Source organism: Streptomyces sp. NBC_00448 (assembly GCF_036014115.1).
Lineage (GTDB): Bacteria > Actinomycetota > Actinomycetes > Streptomycetales > Streptomycetaceae > Actinacidiphila.
In genome coordinates, this window is sequence record NZ_CP107913.1 from 8317246 (window position 1) to 8333488 (window position 16243).

General features: G+C 75.0%; 17 protein-coding genes. 8 read left to right on the forward strand and 9 right to left on the reverse strand.

What is annotated here, in order from left to right; all coding sequences use genetic code 11:
• Window positions 1-6: 6 nt before the first annotated feature.
• Window positions 7-693 carry a DUF5753 domain-containing protein gene (locus OG370_RS35915; protein ID WP_328471751.1) on the reverse strand — a complete coding sequence of 229 codons (687 nt, stop codon included), beginning with the start codon at window positions 691-693 and terminating at the stop codon, window positions 7-9.
• Between the two features lie 181 nt (window positions 694-874).
• On the opposite strand from OG370_RS35915, the gene OG370_RS35920 reads away from it, so the two are divergent.
• From OG370_RS35920 to OG370_RS35935, 4 genes are all read left to right on the forward strand, one after another.
• Window positions 875-1369 carry a type II toxin-antitoxin system PemK/MazF family toxin gene (locus tag OG370_RS35920; protein ID WP_328471753.1) on the forward strand — a complete coding sequence of 165 codons (495 nt, stop codon included), beginning with the start codon at window positions 875-877 and terminating at the stop codon, window positions 1367-1369.
• Between the two features lie 130 nt (window positions 1370-1499).
• Window positions 1500-1982 carry an SRPBCC domain-containing protein gene (locus tag OG370_RS35925; RefSeq protein ID WP_328471755.1) on the forward strand — a complete coding sequence of 161 codons (483 nt, stop codon included), beginning with the start codon at window positions 1500-1502 and terminating at the stop codon, window positions 1980-1982.
• 128 nt (window positions 1983-2110) lie between these two features.
• Window positions 2111-3496, forward strand: coding sequence for an FtsW/RodA/SpoVE family cell cycle protein (locus OG370_RS35930; RefSeq protein ID WP_328471757.1), 1386 nt, complete (start codon window positions 2111-2113; stop codon window positions 3494-3496).
• A gap of 164 nt (window positions 3497-3660) precedes the next feature.
• Window positions 3661-4569 carry an SURF1 family cytochrome oxidase biogenesis protein gene (locus OG370_RS35935; protein ID WP_328471759.1) on the forward strand — a complete coding sequence of 303 codons (909 nt, stop codon included), beginning with the start codon at window positions 3661-3663 and terminating at the stop codon, window positions 4567-4569.
• On the opposite strand, the gene yczE is transcribed toward OG370_RS35935, so the two are convergent.
• The gene (gene yczE, locus OG370_RS35940) at window positions 4529-5344 is read right to left on the reverse strand and encodes a membrane protein YczE (RefSeq protein ID WP_328471761.1); all 816 of its coding nucleotides are present in this window, start codon (window positions 5342-5344) and stop codon (window positions 4529-4531) included. The two genes, OG370_RS35935 and yczE, sit on opposite strands and share 41 nt — an antisense overlap.
• Complete coding sequence (locus OG370_RS35945) at window positions 5334-6155, reverse strand: glutamate racemase (RefSeq protein WP_328474741.1); 822 nt, start codon at window positions 6153-6155, stop codon at window positions 5334-5336. Before OG370_RS35945 ends, yczE begins: the two co-directional genes overlap by 11 nt.
• A gap of 423 nt (window positions 6156-6578) precedes the next feature.
• Between OG370_RS35945 and yczR the strand changes: the two genes are divergently transcribed.
• Window positions 6579-8069, forward strand: coding sequence for a MocR-like transcription factor YczR (gene yczR / locus OG370_RS35950; RefSeq protein WP_328471763.1), 1491 nt, complete (start codon window positions 6579-6581; stop codon window positions 8067-8069).
• 57 nt (window positions 8070-8126) lie between these two features.
• Here yczR and OG370_RS35955 read toward each other — a convergent pair whose 3' ends face one another.
• Together OG370_RS35955 and OG370_RS35960 are read right to left on the reverse strand one after the other, a co-directional pair.
• Window positions 8127-8630: a DinB family protein gene (locus OG370_RS35955; RefSeq protein ID WP_328471765.1), complete on the reverse strand. Its 504-nt coding sequence runs from the start codon at window positions 8628-8630 to the stop codon at window positions 8127-8129.
• A gap of 68 nt (window positions 8631-8698) precedes the next feature.
• Window positions 8699-9247, reverse strand: coding sequence for a cysteine hydrolase family protein (locus tag OG370_RS35960; protein ID WP_328471767.1), 549 nt, complete (start codon window positions 9245-9247; stop codon window positions 8699-8701).
• Window positions 9248-9792: 545 nt separating this feature from the next.
• Between OG370_RS35960 and OG370_RS35965 the strand changes: the two genes are divergently transcribed.
• Both OG370_RS35965 and OG370_RS35970 read left to right on the forward strand, forming a co-directional pair.
• On the forward strand, window positions 9793-11343 hold the full coding sequence (locus OG370_RS35965) for an APC family permease (RefSeq protein ID WP_328471769.1): 1551 nt from the start codon (window positions 9793-9795) through the stop codon (window positions 11341-11343).
• 206 nt (window positions 11344-11549) lie between these two features.
• Window positions 11550-12386 carry an alpha/beta fold hydrolase gene (locus OG370_RS35970; RefSeq protein ID WP_328471771.1) on the forward strand — a complete coding sequence of 279 codons (837 nt, stop codon included), beginning with the start codon at window positions 11550-11552 and terminating at the stop codon, window positions 12384-12386.
• Between the two features lie 31 nt (window positions 12387-12417).
• Here the strand turns inward: OG370_RS35970 and OG370_RS35975 are convergent, their stop codons facing one another.
• Together OG370_RS35975 and OG370_RS35980 are read right to left on the reverse strand one after the other, a co-directional pair.
• Window positions 12418-13080 (reverse strand): hypothetical protein, encoded by a 663-nt coding sequence (locus tag OG370_RS35975; RefSeq protein ID WP_328471773.1) that lies wholly within the window; start codon window positions 13078-13080, stop codon window positions 12418-12420.
• A 68-nt stretch (window positions 13081-13148) separates the two neighbouring features.
• Window positions 13149-14186, reverse strand: a complete 1038-nt coding sequence (locus tag OG370_RS35980) for a helix-turn-helix transcriptional regulator (RefSeq protein ID WP_328471775.1) — start codon at window positions 14184-14186, stop codon at window positions 13149-13151.
• Window positions 14187-14282: 96 nt separating this feature from the next.
• Between OG370_RS35980 and OG370_RS35985 the strand changes: the two genes are divergently transcribed.
• Window positions 14283-14687: a hypothetical protein gene (locus tag OG370_RS35985; protein WP_328471777.1), complete on the forward strand. Its 405-nt coding sequence runs from the start codon at window positions 14283-14285 to the stop codon at window positions 14685-14687.
• A gap of 116 nt (window positions 14688-14803) precedes the next feature.
• Here the strand turns inward: OG370_RS35985 and OG370_RS35990 are convergent, their stop codons facing one another.
• Window positions 14804-15835 carry a Scr1 family TA system antitoxin-like transcriptional regulator gene (locus OG370_RS35990; RefSeq protein ID WP_328471779.1) on the reverse strand — a complete coding sequence of 344 codons (1032 nt, stop codon included), beginning with the start codon at window positions 15833-15835 and terminating at the stop codon, window positions 14804-14806.
• Complete coding sequence (locus OG370_RS35995) at window positions 15832-16242, reverse strand: roadblock/LC7 domain-containing protein (RefSeq protein ID WP_328471781.1); 411 nt, start codon at window positions 16240-16242, stop codon at window positions 15832-15834. The genes OG370_RS35990 and OG370_RS35995 overlap by 4 nt, the downstream gene beginning before the upstream one ends.
• Between the last annotated feature and the right edge of the window lies 1 nt (window position 16243).

The window sequence follows — 16243 nt, forward strand, 5'->3', positions numbered from 1 at the left end:
GAACGGTCAGCTGTCGGTCGGGCCGTACCCGTCGCGGTCGAACGCCTCCGCCGCCTGCGCGATCAGGTCGCGTGCCTCCGCCCCGTAGACCGTCGACCGCCGCAGCAGGCCGAACGCCTTGCGGAACACCGCGAGCCGGGCCGGATCGGTGATCGTCTCGGCGCCCCGGAAACCCTCCACCTCCGCGCGGCGGTCGTCGAAGAGGGCGAAGCCGTCACCGGGGTAGATGTGTCTGCGGGCGCGGGCCGGGATGACCCCGAGCGTGAGCCCGGGAAGCACGGTGGCTCCCGCGAGGTGTTCCAACTGCTCGCGCATCACGCCGGCTCCGCCGATGTTCGTCAGCAGCGCCTGCTCGCCGAGCAGGACATGGAAGGTGCGGCCGCCGCGTCCGATGTACGCCGCGCGGGCGGTCCGTGCGGCGACCCCGGCCGCGATGTCGTCGGGGATCTCGTGGAAGTCGACGACCAACCGGAGCATCGCGGCGGCGTAGGCGGGCGTCTGGAGGTTCCCCCAGACGACGTCGGGGGAGTACCCGACGTAGTCCCGGGTGTTCCTGACCAGGTCGAGGAAGCTCTCCTGCACGGGGCCGGTTCCTTCCCGGAGCAGGGTCTGCCAGGAGCCGTCCTGGTGCTCCGAGCGCTCCGGACCGTAGCGCTCCGGACCGTGCGAGTCGTTCGCCGAAGAGGGCCGCATACGGGCGATCGTGGCATCGTGGGGGCCGCCGTGTCCGGGAAACGGCCTCGACGGAGGGGGCGAGCGGAGGGCTCCCGGGTGCGGGTTCGGGGCGTGCGGCGGGGGTGGGGCAGACTCGTCGGCGGGTTCGGGTGCGGAGAACCGGGTGAACAGATCCGGGTGAACAGAAGGCGGGCGAGGGATGAGCGGCGGGATGTGGGCGGCTGTGGCCGCGGTGGCGGCGCTGGCGCTGGTCGCCGCGCTGATCGACGGCCGGGCGAGGTCGCGGCGTCCGCCGCGGCGCTCCCGGCAGCGCCCGCCGCGGGGCCCGCAGCCGCGCGCCGGTACGGGCCCCAAGTCGCGTGCCGGGCAAGGGAGTCGGGGCGGCGACCGGGTGCCGCGCAGGGGCGAGGTGTGGTGGGCGGAGGTGCCCTTCGAGGACGGGCCCGGGTCCAAGGACCGGCCCTGCCTGGTGCTGACGGTGCGGGGGACCTCCGCGCGGGTCGCCAAGATCACCACGAAGCGGCACGGCGAACTCCCCGGCGTGCTGGCGCTGCCCGCGGGCACGGTGGACGACGCGGCGGGCCGGCAGAGCTACTTGGAGACCGGCGAGCTGCGGGACGTCCCGCTCCCGGCGTTCCGCCGCCATGCCGGCGCGGTGGACGCCCGGTTCATGAAGAAGCTCAAGGTGCGCTGAGGAGCCGGGGCGCCGGTCCTGATGCGGTCCTGTCGTGGTCCCGCCGGTGGCCGCGCCGCCGTCCGGTCCGCGGCGCGGCACGCGGGGCGCGTACTGCCGTCGGCAGCGCGCGCGGCCGTAGAGTGCGGGCATGTACACCACTCGGGTGGCCGGTCATGTGAACGCGCCGCGCGCGGACGTCTACGCGGCGCTGGTCGACGCGGAGGCGCTGGCGAAGTGGCGGGTGCCGGACGGCATGCGCGGCGAGGTGCACGCGTTCGACGCCCGCGAGGGAGGCGCGTTCCGGATCTCGCTCACCTATGACGCGCCGGCCGCGAGCGGCAAGTCCGAGGCGCGCACGGACACGTACCACGGCCGGTTCGTGCGGCTCGTGCCCGGCGAGGAAGTGGTGGAGGAGTTCGAGTTCGAGACGGGCGAGGCCCGCTTCCACGGCGTGATGAGGATGACGACCACGCTGACCGACGCGGGTGCGGGTGCGGACGGGCGCGGCGGCACCGAGGTGCTGGTCGTGCACGAGGGCATCCCCGACGGTGTGCCCGCCGCCGACAACGAGACCGGCACGCGGATGGCGCTGGCGAACCTCGCCGCACTCGTGGAGGCCGACCCCGGCTGACGGCCCGGGGACGTACCCGGGGAACTGTGTACGGCCCCGCGGAGTCCGTGATCATGGAGGGGCGGCGGGACGCCGGGCGCGGGTCGCGCGCGGGCGGCGCCCGGGGGACGGAAGACCGCGGGGGACACATGGTGACGAACTACGCCTCGGGCGTGCCCGATCGCCGCAACACCGAGCTGGCGCTGCTGCTCCTCGCCGTCGCGATCCCCGTCTTCGCCTACGTCGACACCGGCCTGGCCCTGCACGGCGAGGTGCCCTCCGGGCTGCTGAGCTACGGTCTCGGCCTCGGACTGCTGGCGGGCCTCGGGCATCTGGTGGTGCGCAGGTTCGCCCGGTACGCGGACCCGTTGCTGCTGCCGATCGCGACGCTGCTCAACGGCCTCGGCCTGGTGGTCATCTGGCGGCTCGACCAGTCGAAGCGGCTGCGGGCCGACCCCGGTTTCGTGGCGGACACGCCCCGTCAACTGCTCTACTCCGCGATGGGGCTGGCGCTGTTCGGCGCGGTGGTGGTGGTCCTGAGAGACCACCGCAAGCTCCAGCGGTACACGTACATCTCGATGGCGGGCGCGCTGGCGCTGCTGCTCCTGCCGCTGGTGCCCGGGCTCGGGGTCGACGTGTACGGGGCGCGGATCTGGGTCGCGGTGGCCGGGTTCAGCTTCCAGCCCGCGGAGTTCGCGAAGATCGTGATCGCGGTCTTCTTCGCCGGCTACCTGGTGCTGAAACGGGACGCGCTGGCGCTGGCGGGCCGCCGCTTCGCCGGACTGGCGCTGCCGCGCGGCCGGGACCTGGGGCCGATCCTCGCGGTGTGGGCGGTGTCGATCCTGATCCTGGTCTTCGAGACGGACCTGGGCACCTCGCTGCTGTTCTTCGGCATGTTCGTGGTGATGCTCTACATCGCCACCGAGCGCACCAGCTGGATCGTCTTCGGCCTGCTGATGGCGGCGGGCGGCGCGGTGGGCGTCGACTCCTTCGAGCCGCACGTCCAGCAGCGGGTGCAGGCGTGGCTGCACCCCATGGGCGAGTACCTGAAGAGCCGGCAGGGCCTGGCCGGCCACTCCGAGCAGTCCATGCAGGCGCTGTGGGCGTTCGGCTCCGGCGGCCTGATCGGCACCGGCCTGGGGCAGGGCAACTCCGACCTGATCGGCTTCGCCGCGAACTCCGACTTCATCCTGGCCACCGTGGGCGAGGAACTGGGCCTGGCCGGCGTGGTGGCGCTGCTGCTGCTCTACGCGCTGATCGTCGAGCGCGGCATGCGGACCGCGCTCGCCACCCGCGACCCGTTCGGCAAGCTGCTCGCCGGCGGGCTCTCGGCCGCGTTCGCGCTCCAGGTCTTCGTCGTGGCGGGCGGCGTCATGGGCCTCATCCCGCTGACCGGCATGACGCTGCCGTTCGTCGCGTACGGCGGGTCGTCCGTGACCGCGAACTGGGCGCTGGTCGGCATCCTGATCCGGATCAGCGACACCGCGCGCCGCCCGGAGGTGGCCGTGGACGACGCGGACGAGGCGGAGTGGTGACCCCCGTTCCTCGTTTCCCGTCCCCGTCCCTTTCCCTGTCGCCGACCGCCGCGGCCCCGACCGTCCCTGTCCCCGACCGCCGCGGTCTCGGCTCGCCCGCCCGGGCACCGCGCGGGGCACACCCGGTGTGCGGGTGGTCGCAGGGCGGGAGGTAACGTCGTTTCGTGCTTCGCGTCGTGTTCACCCGCCGCTGGATTCTGCTGACCATCCTGTTCGTGGCCCTGATACTGGTCATGGGCCGGTTGGGCCTGTGGCAGTACCACCGCTACGAGCAGACCAAGCGCAGCAACCACAAGATCTCGCTGGCCCAGCACGCCGAGCCGGTCCCGATCCAGTCGCTGTCCGGTCCGGGCGCGAACCTGCCCGGCAGCGAGCGCTACCGGCCGGTGACCGCCACCGGGCAGTACGACCCCGCGCACCAGTTCGTGGTCCGGCGCCGCACCAACGCCGACGGTGACCAGGGCTTCTTCCTCATCACCCCGCTGATCATCTCCAACGGAGACGCGGTGCTGGTCAACCGGGGCTGGGTAGCGCCCGCCGACGACACCGCGGCGTTCCCCGCGGTGCCGAAGACGCCCGCCGGGACGGTCACCCTCACCGGGCGGCTCCAACTGGACGAAACCACCCGTATCAGTGGTATTCGGAACGTCGGCGGCCTGCCGCCCCGCCAGTTCATGCTGATCAACAGCACCGAGCAGACGAAGAAGCTGTCCAAGCCGGTGCTCAGCGGCTACCTGGAACTCGTGAAGACCAGCCCGCCGCTCACCAAGGGCCAGTCCGCCGAGCAGATCGGCGCGCCGGGCAGCGACAGCTCGGGCACCGACATGGCGGTCGTCGGTCAGGGCGTCCACCTGCCCTACGCGATCCAGTGGTGGCTGTTCGCCCTCATGGTGCCGGTCGGCTGGTGGATTCTGCTGCGCCAGGAGCTGAAGGAGCGGCGCAAGAAGGCCGCCGCCGCGACCGCGGCGGCGCCCCCCGCGCCGCGCGGGCCCGAGGGCACGGCCGGCACGGACGTCAAGGCCGAGGCGGACGTCACGGCCGACGCCGGGTCCGAAGCCGCCACCCGGAGCTGACCGGGGCGCCCCGCGCGTCCTCCTCGCCCCGGCGGCGGTCCGCCGCCGTCCGGTAGGCGAAGCGCGGCAGCAGCAACTGGGCGGTCGGGCCGATCGCCACCGCGTACAGCACGGTGCCCGGCCCGACGCTCCCGCCGAGCAGCACACCCACGGCGAGGACGGTGACCTCCATCAGGGTGCGGACGAAGCGGATCGAGCGGCTGGTGGCGGCCGAGGCGCCGGTCATCAGCCCGTCCCGCGGGCCCGGCCCGAGCCGCGCGCCGACGTAGATCGCGACGGAGAGCCCGTTGAGCAGCACGCCCCCGAGCAGCAGGCCGACCCGGGCCGGCAGCCCGGGGTGCGGGGGCAGGAGCGCGAGGCCGAGGTCGGAGGAGAACGACAGGACCACGATGTTCGCGACCGTGCCGAACGTCGGCCGCTGCCGCAGCGGAATCCACAGCAGCAGCACGAACGCCCCGACCAGCCCGTTGACCGTGCCGAAGCTCAGCGAGGTGTGCCGCTGCACCCCCTCGTAGAGCACGCTCCACGGATTGACGCCGAGCGAGGCCCGGACCATGGCGGACAGCCCGAACCCGTACAGGGCCAGGCCGACCAGCAGTTGGGGCAGGCGGCGGCGGGGGGCCAGGCGGAGGGGGAGGTAGCTGAGCGGCGGCAGCGGGGCGCGGGTCCGGGGCGCGGGTGCCGCTGCCGGTGCGGTCGCGGTCGCGGGTACGGGGGCCGGCGTGGCGGGGTGGCGCGGGGTGCCGACGCCGGGGCCCGGGGCGTCACCGTGCACGAGCGGACCACCGGTCGGGTACGGGCGCGGGTCCGCTGGGAGCCGCGTGCAGCAGGCGGCCCTCGGAGTAGGAGAGCGCGGCGGCGGGGAGGGCGGCCGGGCGGCCGCTGTGGACGACCCGCAGGGTGCCGACGGCGGGGGAGCCGGGCGCGGGGCGGGCGCCGATCCTGCGCAGTGCCTGGGCGGCGACCGCGTCCGCGGTGCCGTACAGGACGACGGGCGGCCGGCCGGGGTGCCGCAGGGCCGCACGAACCTGTTCGGCGACCAGTTCGTAATGGGTGCAGCCCAGGACGACAGCCCTTACATCGGTCGGGGTGCGCGCGGCGGCAGCGGCGATCGCCCGCTCGACGGCTTCCCCGTCCGCCCGTTCCACCGCGTCGGACAGCCCGGCGCACGGCACTTCGGTGACGCGCACCCCGGCCGCGAACTCGTCGATCAGCGCGCGCTGGTAGCGGCTGCCGGTGGTCGCGGGGGTGGCCCACACCGCGACCGGCCCGCCGCCCGCGGCGGCCGGCTTGACCGCGGGGACGGTGCCGATCACCGGTAGCCGGGGCTCGAACCGGGCGCGCAGCGCGGGCAGGGCGTGCACGGTGGCGGTGTTGCAGGCCACGATCAGCGCGTCCGGGCCGTACGCGGCCGCGGCCCCGGCGACGGCCAGCGCGCGCTCCGCGAGGTCGGCGGGGGTACGCGGCCCCCACGGCATGCCGTCGGGGTCCGAGGCCAGCACGAGGTCGGCGTCGGGACGCAGCCGGCGCATGGCGGCCGCGGCGGCGAGCAGCCCGATCCCGGCGTCCATGAGGGCGATCCGCACCGGGCGGTCGGCGCGGTCGGTGTGGTCGGCTCGGTCCGCGGGCGCGGGCGCGGGCGCGGGCGCCGGGGTGCGGCAGGCGGCCGTACGCCCTTCGGGCGGGGGCCCGTTGGTCGCGGTTGCCGTCGCAGTGGTCGTGGTCGTGGTCGCGGTCGACGTCACCTTCGCGGTGGCGGGGACGGCGTCCTGTGCCGTGCCGAGGTCGTCGGGGTCCTGCATGCGGTCGCCTCCTGGGGGTCGGGTCGGGTCGAGCGGGGTCGGGTCCGTCCGCGTGGACCCGCCACGAGGCGGCCTCGCCCTCGCCGGACGGTGGCTGCGGGAGAGCGCCGGACCTCGCGGGCCCCGCCCGATCCGCCGGCGAGGCCACCGAAGGCGAGTCTGTACAGTGATTGGCCTGGATGACATGGCCAATCGGGAGGAAATGGTATGGCCGGCCCGCAGCCGTCCCGGTCCGTGGAGGGCGCGCCGCACGGCGGCCGGACCCTGGGCAGCCGGCAACTCGCCGCGATGCTGCCCGACCCGTCCGGCGCCCGGCCCGCCTACCGCCACCTCGCCCGCGCCATCGGCACGTTGATCCTCGACGGGCGGATCGCCCTGCACGTCAGGCTCCCGGCCGAGCGCGAACTGGCCGCCGCCCTCGGCACCAGCCGCGCCACCGTCACCGCCGTGTACGACCTGCTGCGCGCGAGCGGCCACGCGCACAGCCGGCAGGGCGCGGGCACCTGGACCGCGCTGCCCGAGGGCCGCACCCCCCGCGGCGTCACCCGCGCGCTCGGGCTCCCCGACACCGCGATCGACCTGGCCAGGGCCTCCCTCGGACTGCCCGAGCGGACCCTCGCGGACGCCCTCGCCCGGGTCGCCCCGCGGGTGGCCGAGCACGCCCGTACCCCCGGCTACCACCCCTACGGCCTGCCGGAGTTGCGCGCCGCCGTCGCCGAACGCTTCACCCGGCGGGGCCTGGCGACCGTGCCGGACCAGATCCTGGTGACCTCCGGCGCCCAGCACGCCCTCACCCTGGTGCTCGGCCTGCTGTCCGCGCCCGGCGACCGGATCGCGGTCGAGAACCCCTCCTACCCCAACGCCCTGGAGGCGATGCGCCGCGCCCGGCTGCGCACCGTCCCCGTGCCGGTGGCCGACACCGGCTGGGACGCCGGCATCGTGGAGTCCACGCTGCGCCAGTCGGTGCCCCAACTGGCCTACCTGATCCCCGACTTCCACAACCCGACCGGATGCCTCATGCCCGACGGCGAGCGGGCCGGTATCCTGCGCGCCGCCCAGCACGCCGGTACCTGGCTGGTCGTCGACGAGACGCTCACCGAACTCGCCCTGGACGTCCCCGCGCCCGCGCCGTTCGCCTCGCACGCGCCGCCCGGCGGCACCGGGCAGGTCATCACCGTCGGGTCGATGAGCAAGACGCACTGGGCCGGGCTGCGGGTCGGCTGGCTGCGCGCGCCCTCGCGGCTGGTCACCGAACTCGCCGCGCAGCGCGTCGCCTCCGACATGGGTGGCTCGGTGCTCGACCAGCTCCTCGCGCTCGACCTGCTGTCCGGCGCGGACGGCGGACCGCTGCCGGACCGGCTGACCCGGCTGCGCGGGCAGCGCGCCGCCCTCACCGCCGCCCTGGCCGCGCACCTGCCGCGGTGGACCTGGCACCTGCCGCCCGGCGGGCTGTCGTTGTGGGTCGACCTCGGCGAACCCGTCGCCTCCGCCCTGGCCGAACGCGTCCTCGACTACGGCGTACGGATCGAGGGCGGCGCGTACTTCGCCACCGACCCCGGCATCTTCGAGCAGCGGCTGCGGATTCCCTACACCGCGGAGCCCGACACCCTGCGGGAAGCGGTGCAGCGGATGGCGACCGCGCTCGCCGACGGGCTCCCGCCCTCCGCCGCGACCCGCCGCCCGCACTGGGTCGCCTGACCCCGCTGCTTGCCGCCTTCCGCCTTCCGCCCGCCGCCCTCCGCCCGGGTGCGGCGGCTACCGGGGTCCGAGCCCCGTCCGCCCGTCGAGCAGTTCGCGGACGACGTCGAGATGGCCGGCGTGGCGCGCGGTCTCCTCGATCATGTGCAGCACGATCCAGCGCAGGTCGGTGACCTCGTCCTCCAGGGGCTCGGAGTGACGGCCGCGCGGAGGTGTCGACAGCGGCGTGGCGGCGAGAATCGCGTCGGAGCGCCGGCACTGGTCACGGTAGAAGGCGAAGACCACGTCCGGCGGTCGGGGTGTCGTCAACGGAACGGGGTCGTCGGGCCAGTCCAGCGGCTCGGCCGCGCCGGTGGCGACCTCCTGGAACCAGTGCCGCTCCGCGTACCCCAGGTGCTCCACGAGACCGAGCGGTGTCCACCCGGAGGGCAGCACCGATGCGGTCAGGGCCGCGGCGTCGAGGCCGTCGACCACCGCGAGCACGCAGGCGCGCTGCGCCGCGAGGAACCCCAGCAACGACGTCTTCTCGCCGTCTTCCTTCTCCACCGTCTCCATACTCATGCGCTGATGCTGCCAGCAGCCACCGACAATCCGTGCCGGCGTCCGCCCCCCGCAGGCAGCAGGGCGGCCTATCGGGGCTGGGCGAAGTCCACTTCGGACGCGGGCAGCACCCGGATGCTCCGTCCGGGGAACCCGAGGTGCCGGAAGATCTCGTTGTGGTGCGCGATCGACCGCGCAGGCGAGGCGAACGTGCCGCCGTCGGGCCGTACCGACGTCGTGTGCCCGTCGGCGACCACCACCAGGTCGTAGCCGTGGCTGAGCGCCTGCCGCGCCGTGGTGTCCACGCAGATCTCGGTGGCGAACCCGGTGACGACCACCTCCGTGACGCCCCGCTCCTTCAGCACCCGGTCGAGATCCGTGCCGAGAAAGCCGTCGGGGCTCGTCTTGTGCACCACCGACTCGCCCTCGCCCGGAGCTAGTCGGGCCACCACCCGCCAGCCCTCCGTCCCGGCCGTCATCCCGCCGCCCTGGTCCTGGATCGTCACGACCGGAACCCCGGCGACCCCGGCGCGCTCGCGCAGCCCGGCGATCACGGCGACGGTCTCCGCGGCCCGATGAGCGATCGCCACCGTGTCGTTCTGCATGTCGATGACAAGAAGCGCGGGAACATGTGCCATGCCCCTCACGCTAACGCCCTCCTCCGGTGTCCCGCCCCGGGTTTACGGTGGGGCGACGGGCCGCCGCCCGAGCGGGGAGGTCGGATGGCCGCGTGCACCGGGGGCGAGGTCTGGCGGGACGGCGCCTGCCGGACGGACAGCGCCACGACCGTGTACATGAGCGTCGTCGTGCTCCTCCTCGGACTGGGAGCGATCGCGGTCGGCGTGTACCTGTGGCGCCGCGGCCGGAAGCCGCCGCCCGCGCCCGCGCCGTCGAGCCGGGGGACCGTATGGCATGAGCCGCGGTTCGGGCGGCGGGTCCAGGCCGGGGTCGTGCCGTGGTTCCTGATCGACTGGGGGGCCTGTTCACGGCCTCTGCCGTGCTGGTCGCCGTGGCGGGCCACTGAGCGGGCCACTGAGCGGGCTGCCGCGCGGGGCCGAACGGCGCCGTGCGTGCGCGGAGTTGCCCCGGGTGGTGTGGCGTTGGGGTGGTCGGGGGTCACTCCGTCGTGGGACGGCGGGGCGAAGGGGCGGCGGGCGGTGGGGCGGGCCGGGAAGATCCGGGTATGTCGCCGTTGCCGCCACCCGACGCCGTATCCGCCGCCGCTGACCTTCCCGGCCGACTCGCCGCGCGCCAGGGGCGGTTGACCCGCACCCTCACCACTCCGAAGATCGTCTTCATCGTCGTCGCCGCCGCGGCCCCGCTGGCCGCGATGGTCTTCACGGTGCCGCTCTCCTTCGCGCTGGGCGCCGGCCCCGGGGTCCCGGCGCTCCTGCTCCTCGCCGGGCTGACCCTGCTCTGCTTCTCCTGCGGGTACGCAGCGATCAGCCGCGACATCGGCCAAGGCGGCGGCTTCTACGGGTACATCGCGCGCGGCCTGGGCCGGCCGGTCGCGGTCGGCGCCGGGATGGTCGCGGTCGTGGCGTACAACGCGGTCGCGGTGTCGCTGCTGGGCGCGTTCGGGTACTTCGCCCAAGGCGTCGCCGCTTCCCACGGGTTGCACCTCGCGTGGGAGGTGTGGGCCGCGCTGGGGCTCACGGCGGTCGGCGTACTCGGCTACCGCCACGTCGAGTTGAGCGCCCGAGCGCTGGCGGCGTGCATGGTCGGGGAGATCGCGATCCTGCTCGCGCTGGACATCGCGGTGCTGGTCGAGCACGGCCCGGCCGCGCTGCCCGCCGTGTCGTTCGCCCCGCACCAGGTCCTGGTCCCGGGCGCCGGGGTCTCCGTGATGTTCGCCTTCGCGTCGTTCATCGGCTTCGAGTCCGCCGCGCTCTACGGCGAGGAGGCGCGCGACCCGGGCCGGAGCGTGCCGCGCGCGACGCTCGTCGCGGTGCTGCTGGTCGCCTCGTTCTACGCGCTCACCAGCTGGGTCGCGGTGGGCGCGGTCGGGCCGGACCGGGTCCGTACCACCGCCGCCGCGCACCTCGGCGACCTCTTCTTCGTCCTCGGCGACCGCTACCTGGGCGGCGCCGCCTCCACCGCCATGCAACTCCTGCTCTGCACCAGCCTGTTCGCGAGCTGGCTGGCCCTGCACAACGCCGCCAACCGCTACCTGCTGGTGCTCGGGCGGGACCGGCTGCTGCCCGGCCGGCTCGACGCGGTGCACCCGCGGCACCACGCTCCGCACCGGGCGAGCGCCGTGCAGACCGCGCTGGCCGCCGCCGTGGCGGCGGTGTTCGCCGTGGCCGGCCTCGACCCGTACCTGAACATGTCCACCACCCTGCTCGGCCTGGGCACCCTCGGGGTCATCGCGCTCCAGGCCCTCGCCTCGATCGCGGTGCTCGGCTACTACCGGAGGCGGCCCGGCCACTGGTGGCGGACCCGGCTCGCCCCCGCGCTGGGCGCCGCCGGGCTGCTCGCCGCCACCGTGCTGGTCGTGTGCAACTTCCGCGTTCTGACCGGTACTTCGAACCCGCTCGTGACGTCCTTGCCCTGGCTGCTGGTCGTGGCGGGCGCGGGCGGCAGCGGCTACGCCCTGTGGCTGCGCGCCGCCCGCCCGAGCCGCTACGCGAGCCTCGCGGGACTCGCGGCGCTGCGGGCGCTCCCGGGTGGCAGGGGCGCGGCAGCCCTGCCGGCGCAGCGGCGCCGCGGGCCGTCCCGCCGGACCACCAACTGACTGACGGAGGAGGGACATTGGGAGGCCAGAGCCCGACCGGACCCGGACGTCGCCCACCGGACGCATCGGACCGCCGCGCGCCGTACCGGCGGGCACGCCACGAGCACGGCCCGGGCCCCGGCAGGCCGTGTCGCCGCCGCGCGTCCCGGCACCGCCCTGGGCTGAACCCATCGCGGTCAACCCGGAGTTCGACGTGGAGGCCCACCATGGAACAGCTCGACCTTTCGGCCGGACCCGTCGCGTACGAGGACACCGGCGGGGACGGCCCTGTCGTGGTGCTGGTGCACGGGCTGCTGATGGACGGTTCGCTCTGGGACGACGTCGTGGCCGACCTGCGGACGGACCACCGCTGCGTGGTGCCGACGCTGCCGCTGGGCGCGCACACGCTGCCGATGCGCGAGGACGCCGACCTGTCGCCGCGGGGCCTCGCTCGGCTGCTCGGCGAGTTCCTGGAACGGCTGGAACTCGACGACGTCACCCTCGTCGGCAACGACACCGGCGGCGCGCTGGTCCAGCTCCTGCTCGTCGCGGGCGCGCCGCGGGTGGGCCGGGTGGTGCTCGCCTCCTGCGACGCGTTCGACAACTTCCCGCCCGGCCTCACCGGCCGGACCGTCGTCGCCACCGGGAAGCTGCCGCCCGCCCTCTTCGGCCTGTTCATGCGGCAGATACGGATCAAGCCGCTGCGCCGGCTGCCGGTCTCGTTCGGATGGCTGACCAAGCGCGGTGACGCCGCCACCGCCCGCTGGATCAAGCCGCTGCTCGCCCGGCCCGCCATCCGGCGCGACACCGTACGGATACTGCGCGGCATCTCCGCCCACCGCGGCGCGCTCACCGAGGCCGCGGCCGAACTGGCCGGCTACGACCGGCCCGCCCTGGTGGTCTGGGCCGAGCAGGACAAGGTCATGCCGCCGGAGCACGGCCGCCGCCTGGCCGAACTCCTGCCCCGCGCCACCCTCGTGACCATCCCGGACAGCTACACCCTCCTCCCGCTCGACCAGCCCGCCGCCCTGGCCCGCACTCTCCGCGAGTGGACCCCGACCTGACCCGCACCCCCGCCCCCGCGCCCGGCCGTCCTCACTGCCCCTCGGCGTTCAGCAGCGCGTCCCCGCTCGGGGTGAACTCGCTGCCGCCGTCCGAGCAGAAGAAGGAATCGCCCGGCTCGCCGATCCTGGCCGCGAGCAGCACCGGGCCCGACCGGCCGGGCGCGTGCCCGAGGTGGAAGGAGACGAGCGGGCCGCGCCCGTCCGCGCCGACGTAGCCGAGGGTCTTCGGCCGTCGCGGGTCCGGGTCCCCGAAGGTCACCGAGGGCGGCCCGTACGCCGCGACCACGTCCGCCCCGTCCCGGTCGGCCCGCGCCCACTCCAGGACGCCCTCGACCAGCGCGGCGTGCCCGGCGGCCGGCAGCGTACGGTCCGGCCGCAGCCAGCTGAGGTGGTGCGCGTCCTCGGCGTACTGCGCGGCGGCCACGTGCACCTCGGGGTCCGTCAGGCAGTGGCGCAGCAGGGCCGCGCCGCTCAGCCGCGCGTTCGTGTCGGCCATCCACACGGTGCCGGCCGCGGCGTCCGCGGCGAGCCGGTCGAGCAGGGAACGTACGGCGGGCAGGCCACCGAAGTCCGCGGGACGGCGCAGCGCGCGGTTGAGCCGCTCCACCAGCAACTCGTGCGCGTACGCGGCCGGGTCGGCGCCGGGCGTGGCGGCGGACGGGTGCGCGGCGGTCGCGCGCGTCGCGAGGGTCATGGCGACATGATGCCGCTCGGCCGGGCGGAACCGTCAGCGCTTGTGGAACAGGTGAGGGAAGTGCGCGCTCACAAGTCCAGGATCGTCGCCACCAGTTCGCGGCGGCTGCGGACACCGGTCTTCGCGAAGACGCTCTTCAGGTGGTCCTGCACGGTGGCCGCGGTGATGTGCAGTTCCGCGGCGATGACCCGCGACGGCAGGCCGGCGACGACCCGCGCCAGGACGTCCCGCTCGCGCGGGGTGAGCCCGTACGCGAGCAGCAGCACCTCGGCCACGTCGGCGGCCGGTGCCGGGTGCATCGTGACGGCGAGGACTGCCGGGTGCGGGCCGCCGCTCAGCGGCGAGGCATGGACCGACAGCCACCGGCCCGAACCGCCGCGGAGCCGCCCGTGCGCCGGCAGCGTCGTGCGCTTCCCCAGCGCGGCGACCTCCAGGACCGCGACGGGCAGCTCCGTCCCCGACGAGACCAACTCGTCCCGCCAGAGTTTCGCGGCCGGATTCTCCGAGAGCAGCCGCAGGTCCTGGTCGAGCAGGAACACCCCCGCCTCGGCCGGGCCCGGAGCAGGGTCGCCGCCCGGTGCCCGGTGGACGGTCCGGCGCAGGGCCGTGGCCACCGGCGCGGACAGCCGCCGCAGCACGTCGACATCGGCCGGGGTGAAGTCGGGCCGGCCACCGCCGCGGAACAGGGCGATGGCGCCCCAGCACCGGTGGTCGCGCACGAAGCTCGCCCGCAGCTCGTGCCGCGCGTCGATCATCGGCAGCACGGACCGGTACCGGTGGCTGGACTCCGGGTCGCCGCCGGTGGCCGCGCTGAGCGTGCCCGCGGGCACCTTGGAGTGGGCGAGCACCGAGAACTTCAGGACGTCGTCCACCAGGTACTCGTTGTGCACGGCCGCCGCGGCCACGGCTGACGTGAGGCCGACGCTCACGTCGTCGGTGATCAGCAACGTCGTCGGGTCGATCGTGCCGAAACAGTAGGAGTCGGCCGGGACGAGCCGCGTCAGCCGGTCGGCGATCCGGCGTCGCAGCTCCCGGGAGCCGAGGTCGAGACGGCAGATCGCCTCGATGTCACGCACGGCCTCGCGCCGGGCCACCGGGGAACTCACCGGCCGAACGGTATCCCAGAAGTGGGGGAGGGCCGTGGGGCGGCCCCGCTGCCTAGCCTTGAGCCGGAAATCCCGAGGCACAGGAGGTATCGAGGCATGTCCCCGTCCATGCTCACCGTCGGACTGGACCCCGCGCTGGTGGACGACGCGCCCTCGTCACGGGCGGCGTTCCCCGAGATCGACGCCGAAACGGTCCGGGCCGGTGTGGCCGCCGGCCGGGCCCGGCTGGAGGAACTCGGCTTCACCGTCGACCTCTGCCTGCTGGACTACGGTCGCACGGCCGAGGCGGTGTACCGCGCCGCGCTGGCCGCGAAGGACTACGACATCGTGATGATCGGCGCGGGCGTCCGGCTGGACCCGGCGCTCACCCCGCTGCTGGAGGTGCTGGTCAACACCACCCATGAGCTGGCACCCGGTGCGAAGCTCTGTTTCAACGTGAGCCCGTTCACCACCGCCGAGGCCGTCCAGCGGTGGTGGCCCGAACGCAAGCCGCTGCTCTGAGCGTTGCCCCGCGACGATGTCCGGTGGACGCGTACGGCGACGCTCGCGCCGGTCCTGAGCGCGCTCGCGGGCCACGGCGGGCCGCGCGGCACCCGGGATCGGCAACGCAGCAGGGGTCAACGGCCGCCGCTGGGTGAGGGGGTGGCGTGGTGGCGGGCCGCCTGGAGGACGGCGAGGCTGTCGGTGGGGGACATGGCGCGGCTCTCCGCGGTGTCGAGGAGGCCGGGGTAGGGGCCGGGGGAGGGGGCGGTGCGGTAGTGGACGCCGGAGAAGTCGTCGTACTCCTCGGCGAAGAGGTGGTGGCGGCCGCCGGCGCGGGCGAGTTCGGTGATCATGGCGGCGCCGGTGGGCTGGGCGTGCATCCCGATCACCCGGACGGTGAGGGTGCCGTCGGCCACGAGGCCGAGCACATGGTCGAGTTGGGCGGCGGTCACGGCCGGGTCGAGGTCGACGTTCCACAGGTGGCACAGGACCATCTCGTCCAGGAGCGCGGTGATCGGCACCCCCTCGGGCACCCGGGCCGGTGGCGTGAACCGGCCGGGCGGCATCCGGTGGGCGGTGCACAGCGCGTGGGCGTAGCCGGCCGTCCACAGCACGCGCGGGAAGACCGTCAGGGCGTAGGTGCGGACCCTGCCTGCCCGGCCGACGCAGGCCGCGAGCCGCTGCGGCCAGCCGGGGCCGCTGTCGTGCAGTGCCGCCGGATCGGGCGCGTGGAGGAGCCGGGCGGTCGCGTCGCGGGTTTCGGGGTCGGTCATGCCGTAGCGCGCGAGCAGGGCGTGGCGGGCATCCGGGCCGATGCCGTGGCCGCCGAGCGCGCCTTCCAGGCGGGTGATCGCCCGGGTGCCGGCGCCGATGGACCGGGCCGCGTCGGCCCGGCCGCGTACCGGGTTCGCGCCGGAGGCGGAGCCGCGGCGCAGCGACTGGAGGGCCAGCCCGAACACGACCGCGCCGACCGGGGGTTGGGCGGGAGCGGGGCGGCCGGGCGGCAGGGGTGACGGCTCGGGCCGGGGGCGTGCGGGGTGCGGGCCGAACCGGTCGTGCGGGCCGTACGGGTCGGGTGCGGCGGGGCGGACGTGCGCGTCGCACCCTTCGGCTGAGGCGCGCAGGGACCGTGGGCTCGGGACGCGCGCCGGGCGCGGGTCCGTCATGACGGGCCGTCCCCCTCGGCGCCCGGCACACCCGCACCGAGGATGCCGACCAACTGCGCTCCGAGCGCGGCGAGTTCGGGTCCGGCCGGGTCGAGTTCCGCGTCCGCCGCGGCTATCACCACCAGCACGCTGTCCGAGCCCGCCTCGGAGAGCACGATCCGCCCGTCGTGCATGTCGACCACCAGCGTCCGGATGCCGCCGCCCTCGGCCCGCTCCGCGGCCCGCCGCGCGACGCCCATCATGGTGGCGCCCAACGCCGCCCAGTGCTCGACGCGTTCGTCGTCCAGTTCGTACCCGCACAGCGGCAGCCCGTCCGCCGCGACCACCAGGGCGCCGCGCACCCCCGCGACCGGTGCGAGGTACTCCTCGACGGTCTTCTGCACTTCGGGGTGGACGGTGGGGATCATG